General features: G+C 66.7%; 12 protein-coding genes. 7 read left to right on the top strand and 5 right to left on the bottom strand.

Translation table 11 applies throughout. From position 1 onward, the window contains the following. Positions 1-29: 29 nt before the first annotated feature. From WH85_RS49265 to WH85_RS35405, 3 genes are all read right to left on the bottom strand, one after another. Positions 30-1238, bottom strand: coding sequence for a restriction endonuclease subunit S (locus WH85_RS49265; protein WP_083449493.1), 1209 nt, complete (start codon positions 1236-1238; stop codon positions 30-32). Further along, on the bottom strand, positions 1231-2772 hold the full coding sequence (locus WH85_RS35410) for a type I restriction-modification system subunit M (RefSeq protein WP_245674222.1): 1542 nt from the start codon (positions 2770-2772) through the stop codon (positions 1231-1233). The genes WH85_RS49265 and WH85_RS35410 overlap by 8 nt, the downstream gene beginning before the upstream one ends. A 96-nt stretch (positions 2773-2868) precedes the next feature. Further along, positions 2869-4902: an N-6 DNA methylase family protein gene (locus WH85_RS35405; RefSeq protein ID WP_083449492.1), complete on the bottom strand. Its 2034-nt coding sequence runs from the start codon at positions 4900-4902 to the stop codon at positions 2869-2871. Between the two features lie 173 nt (positions 4903-5075). Here WH85_RS35405 and WH85_RS47690 point away from each other — a divergent pair, with 173 nt between their 5' ends. The 5 genes from WH85_RS47690 (at position 5076) to WH85_RS35380 (ending at position 10748) form a co-directional block, all read left to right on the top strand. Continuing rightward, on the top strand, positions 5076-5900 hold the full coding sequence (locus WH85_RS47690) for a hypothetical protein (protein ID WP_157411418.1): 825 nt from the start codon (positions 5076-5078) through the stop codon (positions 5898-5900). 111 nt (positions 5901-6011) lie between these two features. After that, the gene (locus tag WH85_RS35395; RefSeq protein ID WP_045746471.1) at positions 6012-8426 is read left to right on the top strand and encodes an AAA family ATPase; all 2415 of its coding nucleotides are present in this window, start codon (positions 6012-6014) and stop codon (positions 8424-8426) included. Next, positions 8423-8812, top strand: coding sequence for a hypothetical protein (locus WH85_RS35390; RefSeq protein WP_045746470.1), 390 nt, complete (start codon positions 8423-8425; stop codon positions 8810-8812). Before WH85_RS35395 ends, WH85_RS35390 begins: the two co-directional genes overlap by 4 nt. Beyond that, complete coding sequence (locus tag WH85_RS35385) at positions 8785-9297, top strand: hypothetical protein (protein ID WP_045746469.1); 513 nt, start codon at positions 8785-8787, stop codon at positions 9295-9297. The genes WH85_RS35390 and WH85_RS35385 overlap by 28 nt, the downstream gene beginning before the upstream one ends. A 122-nt stretch (positions 9298-9419) precedes the next feature. Then, entirely contained in the window at positions 9420-10748 is a 1329-nt protein-coding gene (locus WH85_RS35380) for a hypothetical protein (protein WP_045746468.1), read from the top strand. 538 nt (positions 10749-11286) lie between these two features. Here the strand turns inward: WH85_RS35380 and WH85_RS35370 are convergent. Both WH85_RS35370 and WH85_RS50990 read right to left on the bottom strand, forming a co-directional pair. Beyond that, positions 11287-11790 (bottom strand): hypothetical protein, encoded by a 504-nt coding sequence (locus WH85_RS35370; protein WP_157411417.1) that lies wholly within the window; start codon positions 11788-11790, stop codon positions 11287-11289. Between the two features lie 11 nt (positions 11791-11801). Further along, positions 11802-12746: a bifunctional DNA primase/polymerase gene (locus tag WH85_RS50990; RefSeq protein ID WP_157411416.1), complete on the bottom strand. Its 945-nt coding sequence runs from the start codon at positions 12744-12746 to the stop codon at positions 11802-11804. Between the two features lie 325 nt (positions 12747-13071). Here WH85_RS50990 and WH85_RS35360 point away from each other — a divergent pair, with 325 nt between their 5' ends. Together WH85_RS35360 and WH85_RS35355 are read left to right on the top strand one after the other, a co-directional pair. Then, the gene (locus WH85_RS35360) at positions 13072-14589 is read left to right on the top strand and encodes a hypothetical protein (RefSeq protein ID WP_157411415.1); all 1518 of its coding nucleotides are present in this window, start codon (positions 13072-13074) and stop codon (positions 14587-14589) included. Beyond that, on the top strand, positions 14586-17084 hold the full coding sequence (locus WH85_RS35355; RefSeq protein ID WP_157411414.1) for a phospholipase D-like domain-containing protein: 2499 nt from the start codon (positions 14586-14588) through the stop codon (positions 17082-17084). The genes WH85_RS35360 and WH85_RS35355 overlap by 4 nt, the downstream gene beginning before the upstream one ends. The last annotated feature ends 116 nt before the right edge of the window (positions 17085-17200 follow it).

Below are 17200 nucleotides of genomic sequence, written 5' to 3'. Positions count from 1 at the left end.
CCCGACTCCTCCCCATGAACCGTCGCTACCTAAACCGCGTCTTCAACAACCTTCTCGACGTCCCTGATCCGCAACCGCCCCGACATCAACTCCGGCAGCAGCGTGTCACGCAGGTCGCTTAGAGTTCGGTTCTCGATCAAGCTAGCCGCCGCTCGCCTATGAATACCGTTGAGGGCTTCCGAGTATTTCCCCCATTGATACATAGGGGGGAGTGGCAGTTTCCATGACGGCAACTCTGTAAGTGGGATTCGATCTACGGTTGCGCCGTGAATCGCGCGCTCTCGGATCTCCTGATTGAATCTGGAGCTTAGATATGAATGCAATAGCAGTGCTCCCGAAACGTTGGGCTTTCGGGGGCGCAGCACTGCCATTCTCCGTCCGAGGCTCGCTCGGATTCCGGGAAGCATCAATGCGGCGTCTCCCAGGCGCGTTTCATAAGAGAACAGAACGTCACCCTCTCGGGGTTGCACTCGACGAGTCCAGCGCGGAAACTCCTCTTCCGTCATGTGAGCCGACTCGTCCAGGTCGAGCATTCCTGCCTTGAGGCTGCTGATGCTGAGAAACCAAGGACCTTCTGTCGTTTTTTGAGGTGTAGCGTGAGGGCCATCTAGGACGTCAGCAACGTCGCCGATTCGGACGTCGATCTCAAGCTGGGATGCATCGAATATCGTCTGAGCCAAAACGCTCGATGTCGCGGCAATGCGGTCGTTGACCGCAATCTTCTCGTCTAAGGCGCCCAAGACCGAAACGATCTTTGCCTGTTCCGCTCGGCCGGGGAAAGTGATGCGCAGCGACCCAATATCGGCAAGATTCAGATAGTCTGCCATGTCGGTCTGGCTCTTACGGCTTCTTGCCTGTGACCAAAACTCGCTACTCTTGAACCAGTAGGACAGGTAACGAGGTGACAGTGGAGCTTCTTTGGGTAGGCGAAAGAAGCAAAGCTGTGGGCTATAAACGAACGAATCGCCAGTGATCGGCATGATGGTTACTCGACCAACGGTGCCTTTTGTGGTTAGTACGACATCGTTCGGTTGGGAGACTTTGTTGCCCATCGTGGTGCGGTACCTGTCGCTTACGAAGTCTTTGAGTTCAGGCCGGATGCGCCCGTCGTGCACTTCCGCAACACGCAGGATTGGAAGACCGGGTTTGCCATGTTCGGCTTTCTTGGTTCGGTAGCCGTCTCCGTAGATCAAGCTGCCCTCAGCGGCAAGCTCTGACAACTTGACCGTCCTAGACATCGATCCTCCCGAGCTGCTCACGGACGACGGTCGTGAGGCGCGTTGACTCGTCGAAGTCGGCGTACAACTCCTTCGTGAGGCGGTCGATGCGGTCGGGAAGGGGCTCGACGTTTGGGTCTACTTCGGCTTCGGTGGTGCCGACGTAGCGGCCGGGAGTCAGCACGTGATCGTGAGCAGCTACCTCGTCCAGGCTTGCCGAGTAGCAGAAGCCGGGGACGTTTTCGTACGTCTGGCCCTTGGTTTTGGCAGATTTTGTGCCTCGCCAGGCGTGGTAGGTATCGGCGATTTTGGCGATGTCTTCGTCGGTGAGGATGCGTTCGGTGCGATCGACCATCGTGCCGAGAGCGCGTGCGTCGATGAAGAGGATCTCCTCACGCCGGTCCGTCAGCGCCTTTGCGCCCTGTGGGCCTTTGTCTTTGGTGAGGAACCAGAGGCAGGCGGGGATGGCAGTAGTGCGGAACAGGTTCGGCGGGAGGGCGATCATGCACGCCACCACGTCGGCTTTGACCATGGTGCGGCGGATCTCGCCTTCGCCGGACTGTTTGGAGGACATCGAGCCGTTGGCGAGGACGACGCCGGCGCTGCCGCGGTCGCCGAGCTTGGAGACAATGTGCTGGAGCCAGGCGTAGTTGGCGTTGCTCTGCGGCGGGACGCCGTACTTCCAGCGGTGGTCTGATTCGCGGCGGGCCCAGTCGCTCATGTTGAACGGCGGGTTGGCCATGATGAAGTCGGCCCGCAGGTCCGGGTGTTTGTCGTCGGCGAAGGTGTCGGCCCACCGGTCGGCGATGCCGACGGGGTCCATGTGGTGGATGGCGAGGTTCATCTTCGCCAGGCGCCAGGTCCGTTCGTTCTGTTCCTGGCCGTAGACGGCGATGTCGTGGGTGTGTTCGCGGCCGGCGCGGGCTTCGACGAACTTCTGCGATTGGACGAACATGCCGCCGGAGCCGCAGCACGGGTCGTAGACCCGGCCGGAGTAGGGCTCCAACACCTCGACGAGGACGCGGACCACGCTGGACGGTGTGTAGAACTCGCCTGCGCGTTTGCCTTCGGCGCGGGCGAACTTCTCCAGGAAGTATTCGTAGGTCTCGCCGAGTACGTCCTGGGCGGGGCGGTCGCCGTGGCCGGTGAAGCGCGCGTCGCTGATCAGGTCGACGAGCTCCTTGAGGCGGTTCTTGTCGACGTTGTCGCGGTTGAAGATCTTCGGCAGGACGCCGGTCAGAGCCGGGTTCTCCCGCATGATCGCGTCCATGGCGTTGTCGAGCAGTTCGCCGACACCTTGGGGGGCGTTTTCCAGCAGGTAGTCCCAGCGGGCGTTCTCGGGAACCCAGAAGACGTTGGCGCTGGTGTACTCGTCGCGCTCTTCGAGGAACTCGGCTCGCCGGTGCTCCGGGATGTCGGTGAGGCTCTCGGCGATCTGGTTGCGACGTTCGGCGAACGCGTCGGAGACGTACTTGAGGAAGACCAGGCCGAGGACGAACTCCTTGTACTGCGCAGCGTCCATGGAGCCGCGCAGTTTGTCGGCGGCTTTCCACAAGATGTCCTGGATCTGTTTGGTGCTGGACACGGCGAAGAGCTCGGCCTGTCCGTCGGCGCGTTTGCGTGGGGGCACTGGGTGTTCCATTTCTCTCGGTCAGGAGTTCGTACCGTACAAAGTGGTCAGGGTGCCATCGGCGAAGCCGGTTACGGCGAGTCCCCGCAGTTCGGCCAAAAGGTCCGTTTGCTGTTGTAGCAGTCGTTCGCGTTCGTCGAGGCGGCGCAGCAGTTCGTCGAGGCGGGTGGCTTCGCGGCGGCTCAGGTCGGGGATCGTCACGTCGCGCAGCCGCGGACCGCGTACCGCTCCCGGGTTTCGGGTGGTGTTGTGGGCGGTGTCCAGCAGCGCTTTCAGCACCCGTGGGGTGAGGGCGTCGCCGGGGGACAGGCGCAGGCCCTGGGCCGGGAACTCGATCACCGAGAACCCGTCCTGGTCGACGAGGGCGGCGAACCCTGGGACTGTGCTGATCACCAGGTCGCCGGGCTCGGTGAGCGCGGCGTGCTGATATTCGCCGGCCAGGACGAAGCGGTCGACGAAACGGTTCGACGTTCCGGTTGTCACCTCGGCGGCGCCCAGTACCCGGTGCTGGCCCCGAGGTCCGACGTGCTGTGGTGCGAGTCGGTGACCGGGCAGGTGGCGGGCTCGGCGGGTGGCGCTCAGCGTACCGAGGGAGACTCTTTTCGGCGGATCCGCATCGCGGTGGGCCGCAGTGGTGTTCAACGGCCTGTGCTTCTCGGTGAACTCGCGCTGAGCCTGTTCGGCGTCGGCGAGCCGACGCTCCACCTCGCCGATCAGCGCGGGTCCGTCAGCGGCGGGTCGGGTGAGGAGGGTGACCGTTGCCGGTCCGGCTGGCTGTAGCGGTGCCCCTCTGGGCAGGTCGAGGTCCCGGACGAGGACGATCTCTCCGGTGCGTGGGGCGTGGCTGTCCCGCCGGTGTCCCTCTGTCCGCCACAGCAGGATGTCCTCGGCGGCCGACTCGGTGCGGTGTTCGTCGAGTGCGGCTCCGCTGAGGTCGGCGACGAGTAGACGGCCTTTGGTCGTGGGGACCGGGTCGCGAGTGAGGACCCACATCGCGGCCGGGTGGCCGGGGCGGGCCGGGAAGACGCCGCCGGGCAGGCGCACCACGGCTTCGACGAGGCCACCGGTGAGGAGTTCGGCCCGGCGCCGGATTGCCTGGTGGTCCCGTAGAGCGTCGACGAGGCTGGCGGCCGGGCCGATGACCACTGCGGTGCGGCCGGGGCCGAGCAGGTCGGTGAGGTCGCTGATCCGGTCGAGGTCCGCGGCCGGGTTGCGGGTCTCGGCCGGTTGGTAGGGGAGCCGGGTGACGATGACGTCGGCGTCGGCGAAGTCATCGGCCAGGACCGGGCCGACGTCGAGGTGGAACTCGGGGATGCCGGCCAGGTGCAGACGGCGGCGGATCAGCCGGGCCAGTGCCGGATCCGGCTGTACGGCGCAGCAGACGGCCTGTTCTGGGTCGATGCCGGTCAGCAATGCGGCGATCAGGTCGCCGGAGCCGGCATACGGGTCGGCGACGGTGATCGGGCTGCGAGCGGCGAGCCGGCCGGGCATGTCGGCGGCGAGCCGGATCAGGTTGACCAGGTGCGGCGTCAGGGCCTCGGTGCCGAGGCCCGGCCAGCCGAGGCGAGCGGCGGCGTCGAGCAGGAACCGATGCGCCTGGTCGGTGTCGTAGGCGCCCTCGATGAGCTGTTCGACCATGCCGGAAAGGTCGGCCAGGGCAGGAGCCTCTTCGAGGTCGGGGAGCAGGAAGGCGCCGTCGAAATCCAGGCGGGCCGCCAGCCGCATCGGGTCGGCAGGCAAAGGCGCATCGGCCATGTGGCGCAGGCAGAGCGCGGCGCCCAGCGACAGCACCAGGCGGCGGCCACCGTGTTCCTGGGCGTACGCGGCCAGCGTGTGCAGGGTGAGCTCGGCGCGTAGGGCGGTTGGTTCGAGGTTGCCGAGGCCGCTACGCAGCAGCCATTCGACGACCGCAGCGGCAGGGAAGAGAGGCTGGCTGGCGAGGGTCTGCGTCGGGGCCGGGAAGTCCGGGTAGCGGCGCCGCCAAGTGGTGACCACCGGCCTTTCCACCTGGGCGAGATGGGCGATCTCCCGGTATGACATGAAGCCCTCGGTCACGCTCTCTCACCTCCTCGGTATCGATGCGTCACTCTAGCGTCCGGCGACGGCCTCACAGATTTTGAAAGTTGATAACCCGGGTTATCAAAGTACGCGGGGCAACATTGGTGAACGATGTGCTCCTCTGTGGAGGTCGAACCGCGAACGACACTCTTCGATCCAGGAGCCGCACGATGACCATTCCGCAGAACCCCTTCCCGCCGAACCCGTTTCCGCAGCCGGCATCCGCACCGAAGCGGGGCCGCCGCATTGTTGTCGTCGTGGGCGCCATGGTGACTGCCCTCGTCCTGCTGTGTTGCGGGGTTAGCGTCGCCGCTCTCAGCGGTGACGACAAGGACGCCACCCGGCTGGGCGCGGTCTCGGTGCCGTCCACGACGCCGGCCACCCATCGGGCCACGCCGGCCGAGACCGAGCCCGCAGCGGCTCAGACCCAGCCGGAGACCACGCCAGCGGAACCGGCGGCGACGACCAAGGCGGCAGCCAAACCGCGGGTGATCAAAGGGCGCGGTGACGACGTGGTGGACATCCCGCCGCTCACCGATCTGTCGGTGGTCGTCTTCGACTGCCGGTGCTCCAGCAACACCGTTCTCAAGAGCGACGGCCCTGAGTCGCTGCTGGTAAACGAGATCGGAGCCTACAAGGGCAAGCGGTGGATCAACCTCGAGGACGGGGCGCAGACCACCCAGTTCGAGATCGAGGCGGCCGGCCGCTGGACGCTGACGATCGGGTCCGTCGACCAGCTTGCCACCAAAGCCGCTTCCGGTAAGGCATCCGGCAAAGGTGATGACGTCGTCGTGCTCGGCGGCAACGCCACCAAGGCGAAGATCACTCACTCCAAGGGGTCATCGAACTTCGTGGTCCAGGCCTACTCCCTCGAAACCGGTGAAGGTGGCCTGCTCGTCAACGAGATCGGTGGCTACTCCGGCATCCGGCCGCTGCAGGCACCCGCGCTGGTCGAGGTGACCGCCGACGGCAAGTGGACCATCTCCCCGTCCTGACCAGCTCGTTCCGCCAGATCCACCGCGTTCCACAGCTCCGCCCGCACCACTGACCGCAACACCGCTCTGCCGCGAACAGAGCATCAAACCGGCAGTAAACAGGGGGTCCTCATGGACGAGGCAATCACGCTCTACCACGAACTCACCGACCGGCTGAGCGCTCACGGCGCCACCGGCCCGGAGACCGATCTGGTCCTCGCAGCCTTCCAAGGCGAGGAAACGCTTGCGGCCGTCATGCGCGGCGAGGCGCTGCCCGATGCGCCCGGCGGCTCGGCCGAGACCGATGACGCGCCGGAGGTCTTCCTGGAGTCGGTGGAAGCCACCGGTTTCCGGGGAATCGGCCCGCACACCGCACTCCGACTCACGCCCCAACCGGGTCTGACCGTCATCGCCGGCCGTAACGGCTCCGCGAAGTCCAGCCTCGCCGAATCGATCGAGTACGGCCTCACCGAGGACTCGCCGCGCTGGTCGCAGCGCCCGGCCGTCTTCCGTGAGGGATGGCGAAACGTGCACTACACCGGCGAGCGCTCGATCGCGGTGAAGCTGCGGTCCGCGTCGAGCGGGCAACCGGTCGTGATCCGCCGAGTCTGGGGCGTCGGCGAGACAGACCTGGCCGCCTCGACGACGAGCGTGACCCGCAACGGCGCCACCATGCAGCCGGAGGACCGGCCCGAGTGGCTGGGTCCGTCAGATCGGTTCCGTCCGTACCTCTCCGCCCGGGACCTGGAGCGGGTGATCGGCGCCAAACCCACCGAGCTGTACGACTCGATTGCGCCGATCCTCGGGCTGGCGCCGCTCTCCACCGCCAGCGCGCGGCTCCAGACGTTGCGTAAGGAGCGTGACGATCGGGTGGTCGCGCTGCGGGGTGCGTTCAACGATCTGCGTACCCGGCTCGATGGTATGGACGACCCGCGAGCTGCTGAAGCCGTACGGCTGCTGGGGAAACAGGCTGCGCGGGCGAACCTGGCGGCGCTCGCCGACCTGGCTGCCGGAGAAACCGGTGGCGCTGACGCCGGTGCGGCGTCAGCCGCGCGGCGGCTCGCCGAGCTGGCGCTGCCGGAAGCCGGACACACCCTGCGTGAGTTGGCCAAAGCGCAGGAGACGGTGCAGCAGCTCGCCCGGACCGAGACGGCCGTCGGGCATCGAGTGGCGGACCTGCTCTGGGGTGCCTTGGAGATGCACCGGGATCAGGGCGATCGGTCGTGCCCGGTGTGCCAGGTCGGTGTCCTCGACAGCGCGTGGCGGGAAGGCGCTGAGCAGGAGGTCAGCCGGCTGCGCTCGGCCACCGCGACGGTGCGTGCCGCGACCGAGCGATCGGGTGAGCTGCTGCGGCAGGCGCAGGGCGAGATCAATGACGTACGCCGGATGCTGGACCCGGTCGTGGCGGCTCTCGCCTCCGTACTGCCTGATCAGTGCTCCGCAACCGACCAGGCTCTGGAGGTACTGGGGGTCGACCAGGTCTCCTGGGAGGCCGTCTCGGTAGCCCACCAGCGGCTGAGTACGGCTGCGGCCGAGTGGCTGACCGGTCGGCACGACGCGTGGCAGGAACCCGGTGCCGCGATCCGCCGGTGGGTGGAGGACGCCCGGGTCGTCCGGGCCGAAGCCGACGAACTAGCGCTGCTGACCAAGGCCCGCAACGCCCTGACCGCGGTCGCCGACCGGATGCGGGACGACCGTTTCCAGGCGGCTGCCCAGCATTCCCAGCACATCTGGGACCTGCTGCGGCAGGAGAGCAACGTCGCGATGGGCGAGATCAAACTCGGTGGCACCAACACCCGGCGGCGGGTCGACATCTCGGTGGCCGTCGACGGCACGGACACCCCGGCGCTCGCCGTGATGAGCCAGGGCGAGCTGCACGCGTTCGGGCTGGCGCTGTTCCTTCCTCGGGCGTGTGCGGACGCGAGCCCGTACCGGTTCGTGGTGATCGACGACCCGGTGCAAAGCATGGATCCGAGCAAGGTCGGCGGGTTCGCCGAAGTTTTGCGAGAGGTGGCGCGTACCCGGCAGGTCGTGGTGTTCACTCACGACGACCGGCTGCCCGAAGCTATCCGCCGGCTCGGCATCGACGCCGACGTCCGCGAAGTGACCCGGCGGGAAGGCTCGATGGTCGAGGTGCGCAAGAACCTGTGGCCGGCCAAGCGCTACCTGGAGGACGCGCGGGCGGTCGCTCGCGACCCCGACATCCCGGAACAGGCGATGCGGCTGATGGTCGCCGGGTTCTGCCGGTCCGCACTCGAAACGACGGCGATGGACCGCTACCGAGCCGCGCAGTACGCGGCGGGCACGCCCCTGCGGGAGATCGACGCTGCCCTGGACGCCGCGCACACCGTTCAGGCGAAGCTGACCCTCGGACTGTTCGGCGACCCGAACCGCCGCGAGGACCTCTACGCCCAGCTGAACCGCAGCCGGGTGCCCCGGGCCGTCGACACGGTGAAAGCCGTGGCGAAGGCGGTGCACGGGCACTGCGACATGGACAGCAACGACATGGTCGTCGCCACTCAGGCGCTGGTGGCGAGACTGTCATGAGCGGCTGCCTGGAGACCGCCGACCGGCTGCTCACCACCGTCATCCGCGGCGCCCGGGGCTGCTGGCCGCGGGCCTGCGCCTGGCTGCTGCGCTACGAACTCGAAGCCGCCATGGACCGCTACTGGCAGCGGGCGCGCCCGGAGATCGGGCAGGCCCGCATCCAGCGGCACAAACTGCTCCTTCTCGGCCACTACGCCGGCGACGAGATCGGGCGGCGGGCCAGCTACCTGTGGTGGGCCCTGTCCCGAGCCGGTCACCACCACACCTACGAACTCGGCATCACCGTCACCGAACTGGCGCGGCTCCGGGCCGAGCTGGTCGACGTCATCACGCTTCTCGACACCCAGGAGGTCTCGTCATGCAGAAACGCGACTACGCCTTCGTGATGCTCGGCATCGAGGCATTTGCACTGGTGGGGGTCGTTTACTACCTGGTGACGTTCGACTTTATGAGCCTCGCCTGGTCGGCCTCGATCGCTGTGGCCATCCCCGCCTGGGTGCTGGCGGTGAAGGCGCCGACGACTTGCGGCGTGACTACGCAGAAGGGCGGGCAGTGCAGCCGCCCCGTCAACGGTCTGATCTTCGGATGCAGCCGGTCGGAACACGTGTGGGCGAAGTTCTTTTCCCGCTTCGGCTGGCGCCGTCAGCCTGACCCGAACACGCCCGGCGCCCGTACCGGCAGATTGCCGACCGGAGGCGACGGCGTCGAGGTGGTCACGGTGAAGATCGCCGAGGACTGGAAAAGTACGGCGGCGTTCTGGCTGGCGCTGACGGCGACGCTGTGCGCCATCACGAGCGCCACCGTCGATGCCACGAACTTTCTCCGTGACCGGCAGGAACCGAAACCACCGGCCGCCACGGCCACCCGATGATGGTGGGCTGCCGGATCGACTCCGGCAGCCCACACCGGTACGAACCTCTCTTGATGTTGCCCAGGACGACGGTTCTCTCGCGTTGTCGATATCAGTAGGCTCGGCCGGAGCCACGACTACGAATGGCGGAGAACGTGACAGAGCAGTTGCAGGTGCCGGTCTGGACCCTGGCCACGACTTCCGAGAAGGTCTCGCAGGCGGTTGCGCTTCCGGTTGCCCCGGACGGGATGACCTCGGAGCGACTGGCCGGGTTGCGGCAGGCGCTCGCCGCGTTCCTCGACACGCCGCTCGTCACCGTGGAGGCATATGCGCTTCCGTCGCACACGCACTTCTCCAGTGGAAAGCTTCTCGATGCGGCGTCGCCTCTCGCGCTGGAACTCCGCAACCTGCTGAAACTGCCCGCAGGAACCGCGAAGTCGTCGGAGACGCTGTATCGGATGGTGGTGCCGAGGCGACTCGCGGCGCAACTCGGCAAAGGGATGGTCCGGTTCATGCCGTCCAAGGAGGTCGCCGGCGGGATCTACGGTGGCATCCTCGGCAAGGCAGGGATCGTGAAGAACGCGACCTTCGTCCCGGTGGTGACCGAAACCTCGTCTGCCGGCGCCACCACGGTCATCAAGAACGGTGCGAAGGCGGTGACCGGCGCCGCCGTGGTCACCGTCGCATCGTCCTTCATCCTGCTCGCCGTGGCCACGGCCGCGAGCCTGCACGCTGAAGAGCAGCGACGTAAGGCCATGGAACGGGTCACCGAACTCCTCGAGGAGTTGACCGCCCAGAACCTCGACGAGGAACGCGACCGCCTCAACGGCGCGACCAGGGCCGTCGAACGAGCGGCTGCGCTGCTGCTCGACCGGGGCGAGGTCGGGCATTCGCTGGGCCTGGACTCCGCGGTGCACACCATCGACACCGCCATCGAAGCAACCATCCGGCGGGCGAAGGCGTGGCGAGCCAGGCTCGAGGGGTTCCCGTCCGAGGGCGTGGAGGTCGCCGATCTTCTCGAGGCTTTCCCCGGTATCGATCAGCCCAACGGTGCTTTCCGTACCGAACTCCGGCTTGCCATGCTGGCCATCGCCACGAAGCGGCGCGTTGCGGTCCTTCAGGCCGTGGACCATGCGCAGAGAGCGCCGGAGCTCGACTTCCGCCGTTTCACCGAGGTGCTCCAGGACGAGCAGCGAGAGGTGGACGAACTCCAGGGCGACCTGCGTACGCTCCTGGTCGACATGGCGACGCTTCAGCTCCGTGCACCAACCAGGAGTTTCACCGATCGCCTGTTGACGCAGGGCGAGGTCAACACTCTGCTCGCCTGGCCCGGCCGGCTGAAGCAACTGGCTGACGAGGAATCGGTGGCCGCCTCGGACCTTCCGGACGTCGAGATCGGCCTTGTTCAGCAGGCTGATGGGAAGGTGCTGGTGCTGCCGGCAGAGGCGTTGCCGCGCGACCACGCTGCCTGATCAGCACCCGGCTCGCGTCACCACCCAGAGAATCCCGTTCGGATTCCTGGCTGCGGGCATGATCACGGACGGTGCGTAGCGCGGCGGCGAAGTCGCTGCGTCCAGGCGCAGTCATCGGGAACCGCCCATAGCGATGGCGCCGTATCTCGTACGCTCCCGTTTCGGCCGAAGTGGTGCCGGGCGTTCGGTGTAGCCCAGGGAAGCGCGGTTTACCCCTTTCCCTCCGCCACTGCAGTTCGTCGGTCCACCAGGCGTAGGCCTCCCGTTCGAGCCGATGGCGGAGCCGACGTGCCAGGCCGACGCCGTCGAGGTTGAGGTCTGCGGCGGCGTCCGCCAGCGAACGATCCGTGGTGTAAACGCTGTTGCCGATGACCTCGGCAAGACCGGCTTTCCGGAGCCGACTCAGATGCGCCCGACGGTCCTGCTCGTGTACCCGGTCCGGCAGCTCAGATCCTCGATGCTGGCGGCTCCCTGCAGCATGACCCCATGGGTTCGGGCCGCGTGATGACCAAGGCCTGCTCCTCGTGAGGTCCAGACATCAGATCGGTTGTGCTCCAGGATCGTGCGGAGTGCGCCCGGAAGGACCCTGGGGGGTCCCTTGTGTTCCACCTGCGCACGACACATGCATTTTCATCGAAGCGAAGCCGTCGTTCGACGGGTTGGTCAGCTGCCAGATCGCCGCATCGGTTCCGGATGCCGCTGCGACGCAGGCCAGCCAGGTGCACCCGAAGTCGTCGGGCTGCGACAGACGGCTCAGCGCTCGGGAGACGGTCGCCGCTCCAAGGCCCGCCAGCTCGGCGACCCGGCGCACACTCGCGCCCACCTGAGCTCGATTGTGATCCAGTACGAGCAGGCACACGGCATCGAGCACCAGCCGGTCGGCTGGTTTCGACTGGCCGGCCCAACGGCTCGGCGCCACGGAGCCGGCAATCGCCTGCACACTGGCGACCAACTCGATGAGGACCTCGTCCGGTTCACCGGAAACGCCTCGCAACATGCCGACGACGGCGTCAACGGCCTTGGCCCATTGGCGGGTCAGCATCGCGGTCACCGTTACGGCGAGCGGGGTACCCGGAGGCCTCGGCCGGTGCCACGTGACCGGAGATGGTCCACGCCGTGGATAGCGGGATCGCGGAGGAGTTGTGCGACGTCGTCAGCGCTGTAGCGGGCGATGACCAGGCGTGTGAGGCACCGCCAGGCGATCGGGCTGGCGTCTGCACCGGCCGGGATGGGTGAATACAGCAGCTCGCGCGTCTTCGGGCTCAGTTCCTGGCGTGTTCCGGCGAGTCTCGGATGCCCGTTCTCTACGACGACGAGCCGTTGCCGACGTTCGTCGGCCACTGCCCCGTGCCGATCGTCATGAACTGCGGGATGGCCCGTGGACGTGCCTGTGGGCAGCGTGTCCATCAGCGCGCTGAGCCGTCCTGAGGGGTTGCCGCGGCGTAGGACCGCGATGGCGTCGGCAATCGACCATTCCGGCAGGAGTTCGGATATTCCTCCGCGTCGATGAGGTGCACCGATGGGCCGTACGCATCCGGTCTTGGGGTTGCTCAGGCACCCCGGGTCGAGCGTGGGAATCACTGTCGCGAGAGTGGAACCGAGGCGGCGGACCTGTTCGGCGGTCAGCCCGTCAGGCCATGCTGACCAGATGTGCCGCCCGCCGCCCGGGCCGCTCGCCGCCACGATGTAGGCCACGCCAGCGGCGTCGAGCAGGGCCCGCAGGCGGCGGCAAGCATCGCTGACGTCGCCGAGCTTGGCATCGAGGTCGAAGGCGAGCAGGCGGTAGCACCCTGCCCAGTCGGCGAGATAGATGGCGTACGGGAGTGAATCATCGCCCGGTCTGATCTCGGAGATATCAGCGGAGCTGTAGGCATGGTCGCGCCGCCGGTCGGTGCGGATCGAGCGCCGTGGCATGAGATCGCGCCACGTCGCCCACCACCAGGCGCTGGTGTCAACTGGATCGGAGACGCCGGAGCGTCGGGCCGGTGCCGCGGTCATCGCGGCCGCCGGGTGGTTCGGAGGTCGGGCACCCGGCGGACCGTCCGGCGGCCGTGGGTGCTGTCAATGAGCTCCGGTGGTTACATCGCGATCCCGGCTGCCGTCATCTGGACAGCAAGGTAGCCACAGTCTTCGAATCCGATCCGGTAGCCGGAGATGTCACCGGAGGGCGGATCAGGACCCGAGCGATGGCGGTTGCCGATCTTTGCCGAGGTGATGTGCCCGGACGCTGGGGTCATCGATCGGGCGACCAGGATGACCGGGCAGGCCGATGTCGGGATTGCGCGCTGTCATCGCCGCACTGCCGTAGGGAAGGATGGTCGCCATGTTGGTGGCTGGGGCGGCTTGGTCGGCGAAGGCTGACAGCCCGGAGGACACTGGTCGACAGCCGCTCGCGGTGGAGGCGGTGACGGCCGCGCACGCGTCCGAGCTCGTGCCAGCGGTGATCACGACTACACCGCACGCTCGCTATCTCTCCCTGCACGCGCGCATGGCCGTCGAGGCGAGCCGGCGTGGGTGGTCGAGCGACGATCTTCCCGCCTTTCGGCAACTCCTGCGACGTTGTGAGGTCATCCTGGCTGCGGTTTCCTTACGCCATGACGCCGTGGACAGGGAAGTCCATCAACGGCGTACTGGCAAGCGGAGACCGCACGGAGTGAACACGATCGCCCAGGCGTTGGACGGCTCCGAATCGATCGATCTTGACGAACTGTCCCGCGCTTACAGCGTCGTTGCCAACGGTTTCTACGGGACTTACGGCGGTATCGAAACCGCGTTGGGATTGATCACTCCGGAGGTTCTCCCGGCACCGGGCCCTGCCGCCGAGCCTGAAGCTCTGGGGGCGCTGGACCAAGCCATTGAACTCGCGCTGGGCGGTGACGTGCTGAGTATCGCGGACCTGGACGGCGCCGTCGGGGTCTGCCTGTGTCAGGTCAGCGCGAAGACGGATGGTGCCAGCTTGAGGCGGGCCTACTTCGGCACCGATGTACCCGACCCGGATCTGGCCGCTGCCCATCGAGCAAGCGCGGCTATCCTCACCAGAGCCGTTCATGGTCAGCCGGTTGACGACAACATCGACCTCATGATGGACCGGTTGTGCTGCTTCACTTCCGACCTGCCGCAGATCCTGGGCGGAGCGGACCTGGATCATGCCATGCGCTGGCGTGGGGCCTTGTTACGCAACTGGTCGGTCTGGGCCTGGCGACTGCTGTGGGCGAACCTCGTCGCGCCGTTGAGCGACACGGGGACCCGCGAGGATGCGGTCGCGGTCTTCGTGGCGGGTCTTCCCTCCGTTCGGGTGCGGCAGGCGTTGCGGGATGATCTTCCTCCGACCGTGGACGACAATGGCGGTTTGCAGCCGGTAGAACACGACCTGAACGACGAAGTCGGCCAATCCGGCGGCTGGTCTGTGCTGCAACTGTTGCGGTTGCTCGCTGTCGGCGCGTGCCGTGCCGACGAAGTTGACGGCCTGAGCCGGGAAGCGTTCCTGCGGTACGACCAGACCGGAATGGGGCCGGTGTGGTTCCGCGGCTGGATCGACGACCATGCTGATATTCCCCTGCCATATGCCGCTCGATCGCTGGCGATTGCGATGTTCAACCGGGCAGAGAAGGTCAGTCGGGACAAGATGCAGTGGACCCGTACGGGGTTGCGAATGCCGACCCGGCTGCGTGTCGTCGGTGATCGGCTGCGGCTGGAAGGACGCGAGGGAGACGCGCCGGCGTCCCTGCGGCTGGACACCTTCGCCAGCGTCCTGCTCCAGCTCGGCGTACTCGACGTCTCGGACGACGGCATGACATGGAAGCAGGGTCCGTACGGAATCGAGTGGAGCCCAGGTTCATGACTGATGACCTGACCGGGGCACCGCCGCCGCGGATCCTGCAGAAGCTGCCGATTGCGGACCCCGAGGAGATCCTGGTCCTGACGTACACCAGCGACCTTCCGTTCTTCGAGGACGTGTGTGTACGGCAGGCCCGGGCACGTGGCGCCCGCGTCACGATCGTCTACGACGCGGGGCACGTCGAGCCGGGGTTCGCCGCCGGTGGCGGACCACTCACCGACTACGTGCCCGTACCAGTCCAGTGCCGATCCGGCGGCGCGTTCCATCCCAAGTTGCTGGTCGCAGCATCCGCCGACGATGCTCTGATCTCGATCGGCTCCGGCAACGCCACCTCGGCAGGCTGGCATCACAACGCCGAGCTGTGGACGCATCTACGCATCGACGGTCCCACCATCCCGACGCTGGTGGAAGACCTCGCCGCATGGCTCCGTCGGCTCCCTGACCGGTTGTGGATGGAGCCGCTCGGTGCTCAACGGCTGCACCGCGTCGCGGATCTGCTGACCACCCGCCCGAGCCGGCCGGAACCCAACGAACCGTGGCTGATCACCAATGACCAGGTGCCGATTATGGACCAGCTGCCACTGCCGGATCATCCCGTCGACCGGTTGGTCGTCGCATCACCGTTCTTCGACCCACCTGCAGATACTTTGACAACTCTGATCACCCGGCTGCGGCCTGACAGTCTCGACATCCTTCTTACCCGTGACGCCCAACTCGATTCCGGCCGCTTCGAGCGGGCGCTGGACCGTGTCGGCACCGTTCGGATCGCCCAGCCGAGGACGTCGCGTTACCACCACGGCAAGGCGCTCGAATGGTGGTCCGGACCTGCCGGTGTCCTGGTCACCGGCAGCGCGAACTGCACCCGTGCCGCGTTGCTGCGGTCGATGGATGACGACCGCGGCAACTGTGAGCTGGCGCTCCTGCAGGAGATCGCCGAGTCGGTTGTCGACCTGGTCGACGCAGAGGAGAAAGATCTCGACGATCTGTTACTCCGGGATTCGGACCGGGAAACCGAGCCGACCCCCGCCATCCGGGTGCTGACCGCCCAGATCCTCACCGACCCCGATCGGATCGAGATCACCATCCTGGTGACCGCCGGTGCGGCACCCGATCACTTGCTCATCGACGTCGCCGGCGAGACGCACACCGCAATCCACGCCGCGAACGACGACGCCATCCACATCTACCGCCTTGACCGCAGCCCCGGCTCTCTGCCCCGGTCCGTTACGGTCCGAGACGACAGCGGCGTTGCTCTTGGTGCCGCGCTCGTCACTGACGTACACAGCGCGTTGGCCCGGGTTCGACATCCATCGCCGTTGGAGCAGCAATCGCTACCCGAACTGCTGGGTAGCGAGGAACAGATGCAAGCCCTGCTCGACGCGCTGCGCAGACTTGCCGAGATCGTCCCTCCCCGCCCCGACGAGGAGAAGACATCGCTTAGTCGTCGGCGGCGCCGAGCGCGGGTGGAAGAGGACATCCGCCGCGCGGTCGGGTCCGGGCTGCTGAACCTGGCCCTGGGACGCGATCGCAACGAGGCCTCAGCCGGAGGTCCCGACGGCGGCGAACTCAAAGGCGATGAAGGCGAGCCCGATCGCAAAGACCGGGAACAGCCGGCTTCGAAGAGCGTGACTCCTCCCCTGAGCGCGGCAGCCGCGTTTCAAGCCCAGACCGAGAACCAGCGGATGAGAGGACGGGCGTGGTTCCGACGCCTCGTCGAGGAAGCAGCCGAATGGCCGCTCGGGGCACAGTTGGCGTCGTACCGGAGCCTCTTGATTGCCGTTGGGGGTGGCCTCTGGCCATACCCCCAAGAATGGGCCTGGTTGGTACATGACGGCCTGGAAAACCTGTGGGCTGCCGCAGAGGACGAGTCCCTCGCCGTTGAGCACGGCGCCCTGGCTGTCATCGGGCTGCTCGCCATTCGGCACGGGACGCTGTCCCAGCCGGATGATCCGGACCTGGCTGCTGGCTTCAAGGGTTTCCTGGCCGCCTTCCGTGACTGGAGGGACTGGGCCCTCGACGTGAACCTCGAAACCATCGAGAAGTACGCCTACCAGCTCAGCGGCCACACGCTCGGCCCCAGGTTCACGGCGGTGAACATCCGATCCGACCTTGAGTGGCTGTTGGCTCGCCGCGAAATCGACGATGCTCTCGACCAACTCGACGACATCAGTGACTCGACAGGCCTCACCACCGACGGCACGGTGGTCGTCCAGGTAAGAAGGAATCCGAAGCGAGCCGTGCTCCTCGTGCTCGATCGGCTCCGAGAGTTTCCGGACACCCACGTCATCGCCCACTTCAACGGCGAGGTTCACGGTTGGTGGAACGGAAGACGACTGCTGCTTGCCTGGCCGACCCCCACCGGCTGGCGTGCCTCGGTATGGCACAACCTGTTCACGGGCATCGTCGGCTACGCCGGAAGTAGTCCGTTGCCCGCTGCGTCGGAGAGCGCCACGGTGACTGACCCAGCCGAGGCGTGGACCAGGTTCGGAAGCCGCTGAGATTCACGCGGCCAGGATGACAAGCACCGGAGGCGGCAGGCAGAGGACGACTAGATTTTCGGTTGGCCGCGCCTCCAGGACTCGAATCAGGTTCATCAGTTCGTCCGGCTCGGCCG

The organism is Actinoplanes rectilineatus (assembly GCF_000962825.1).
Lineage (GTDB): Bacteria > Actinomycetota > Actinomycetes > Mycobacteriales > Micromonosporaceae > Actinoplanes > Actinoplanes rectilineatus.
Note: the sequence above shows the minus strand (reverse complement) of the source record. Positions and strands in the feature narration are given on the sequence as shown.

What these genes read in the sequence shown, in the direction of transcription:
- WH85_RS49265 (WP_083449493.1), bottom strand. Translation starts at nt 1,238, where the DNA reads ATGTCTAGGACGGTCAAGTTGTCAGAGCTTGCCGCTGAGGGCAGCTTG.
- WH85_RS47690 (WP_157411418.1), top strand. Translation starts at nt 5,076, where the DNA reads ATGACCATTCCGCAGAACCCCTTCCCGCCGAACCCGTTTCCGCAGCCG.
- WH85_RS35395 (WP_045746471.1), top strand. Translation starts at nt 6,012, where the DNA reads ATGGACGAGGCAATCACGCTCTACCACGAACTCACCGACCGGCTGAGC.
- WH85_RS35390 (WP_045746470.1), top strand. Translation starts at nt 8,423, where the DNA reads ATGAGCGGCTGCCTGGAGACCGCCGACCGGCTGCTCACCACCGTCATC.
- WH85_RS35385 (WP_045746469.1), top strand. Translation starts at nt 8,785, where the DNA reads ATGCAGAAACGCGACTACGCCTTCGTGATGCTCGGCATCGAGGCATTT.
- WH85_RS35380 (WP_045746468.1), top strand. Translation starts at nt 9,420, where the DNA reads ATGGCGGAGAACGTGACAGAGCAGTTGCAGGTGCCGGTCTGGACCCTG.
- WH85_RS35370 (WP_157411417.1), bottom strand. Translation starts at nt 11,790, where the DNA reads ATGCTGACCCGCCAATGGGCCAAGGCCGTTGACGCCGTCGTCGGCATG.
- WH85_RS50990 (WP_157411416.1), bottom strand. Translation starts at nt 12,746, where the DNA reads ATGACCGCGGCACCGGCCCGACGCTCCGGCGTCTCCGATCCAGTTGAC.
- WH85_RS35360 (WP_157411415.1), top strand. Translation starts at nt 13,072, where the DNA reads ATGTTGGTGGCTGGGGCGGCTTGGTCGGCGAAGGCTGACAGCCCGGAG.
- WH85_RS35355 (WP_157411414.1), top strand. Translation starts at nt 14,586, where the DNA reads ATGACTGATGACCTGACCGGGGCACCGCCGCCGCGGATCCTGCAGAAG.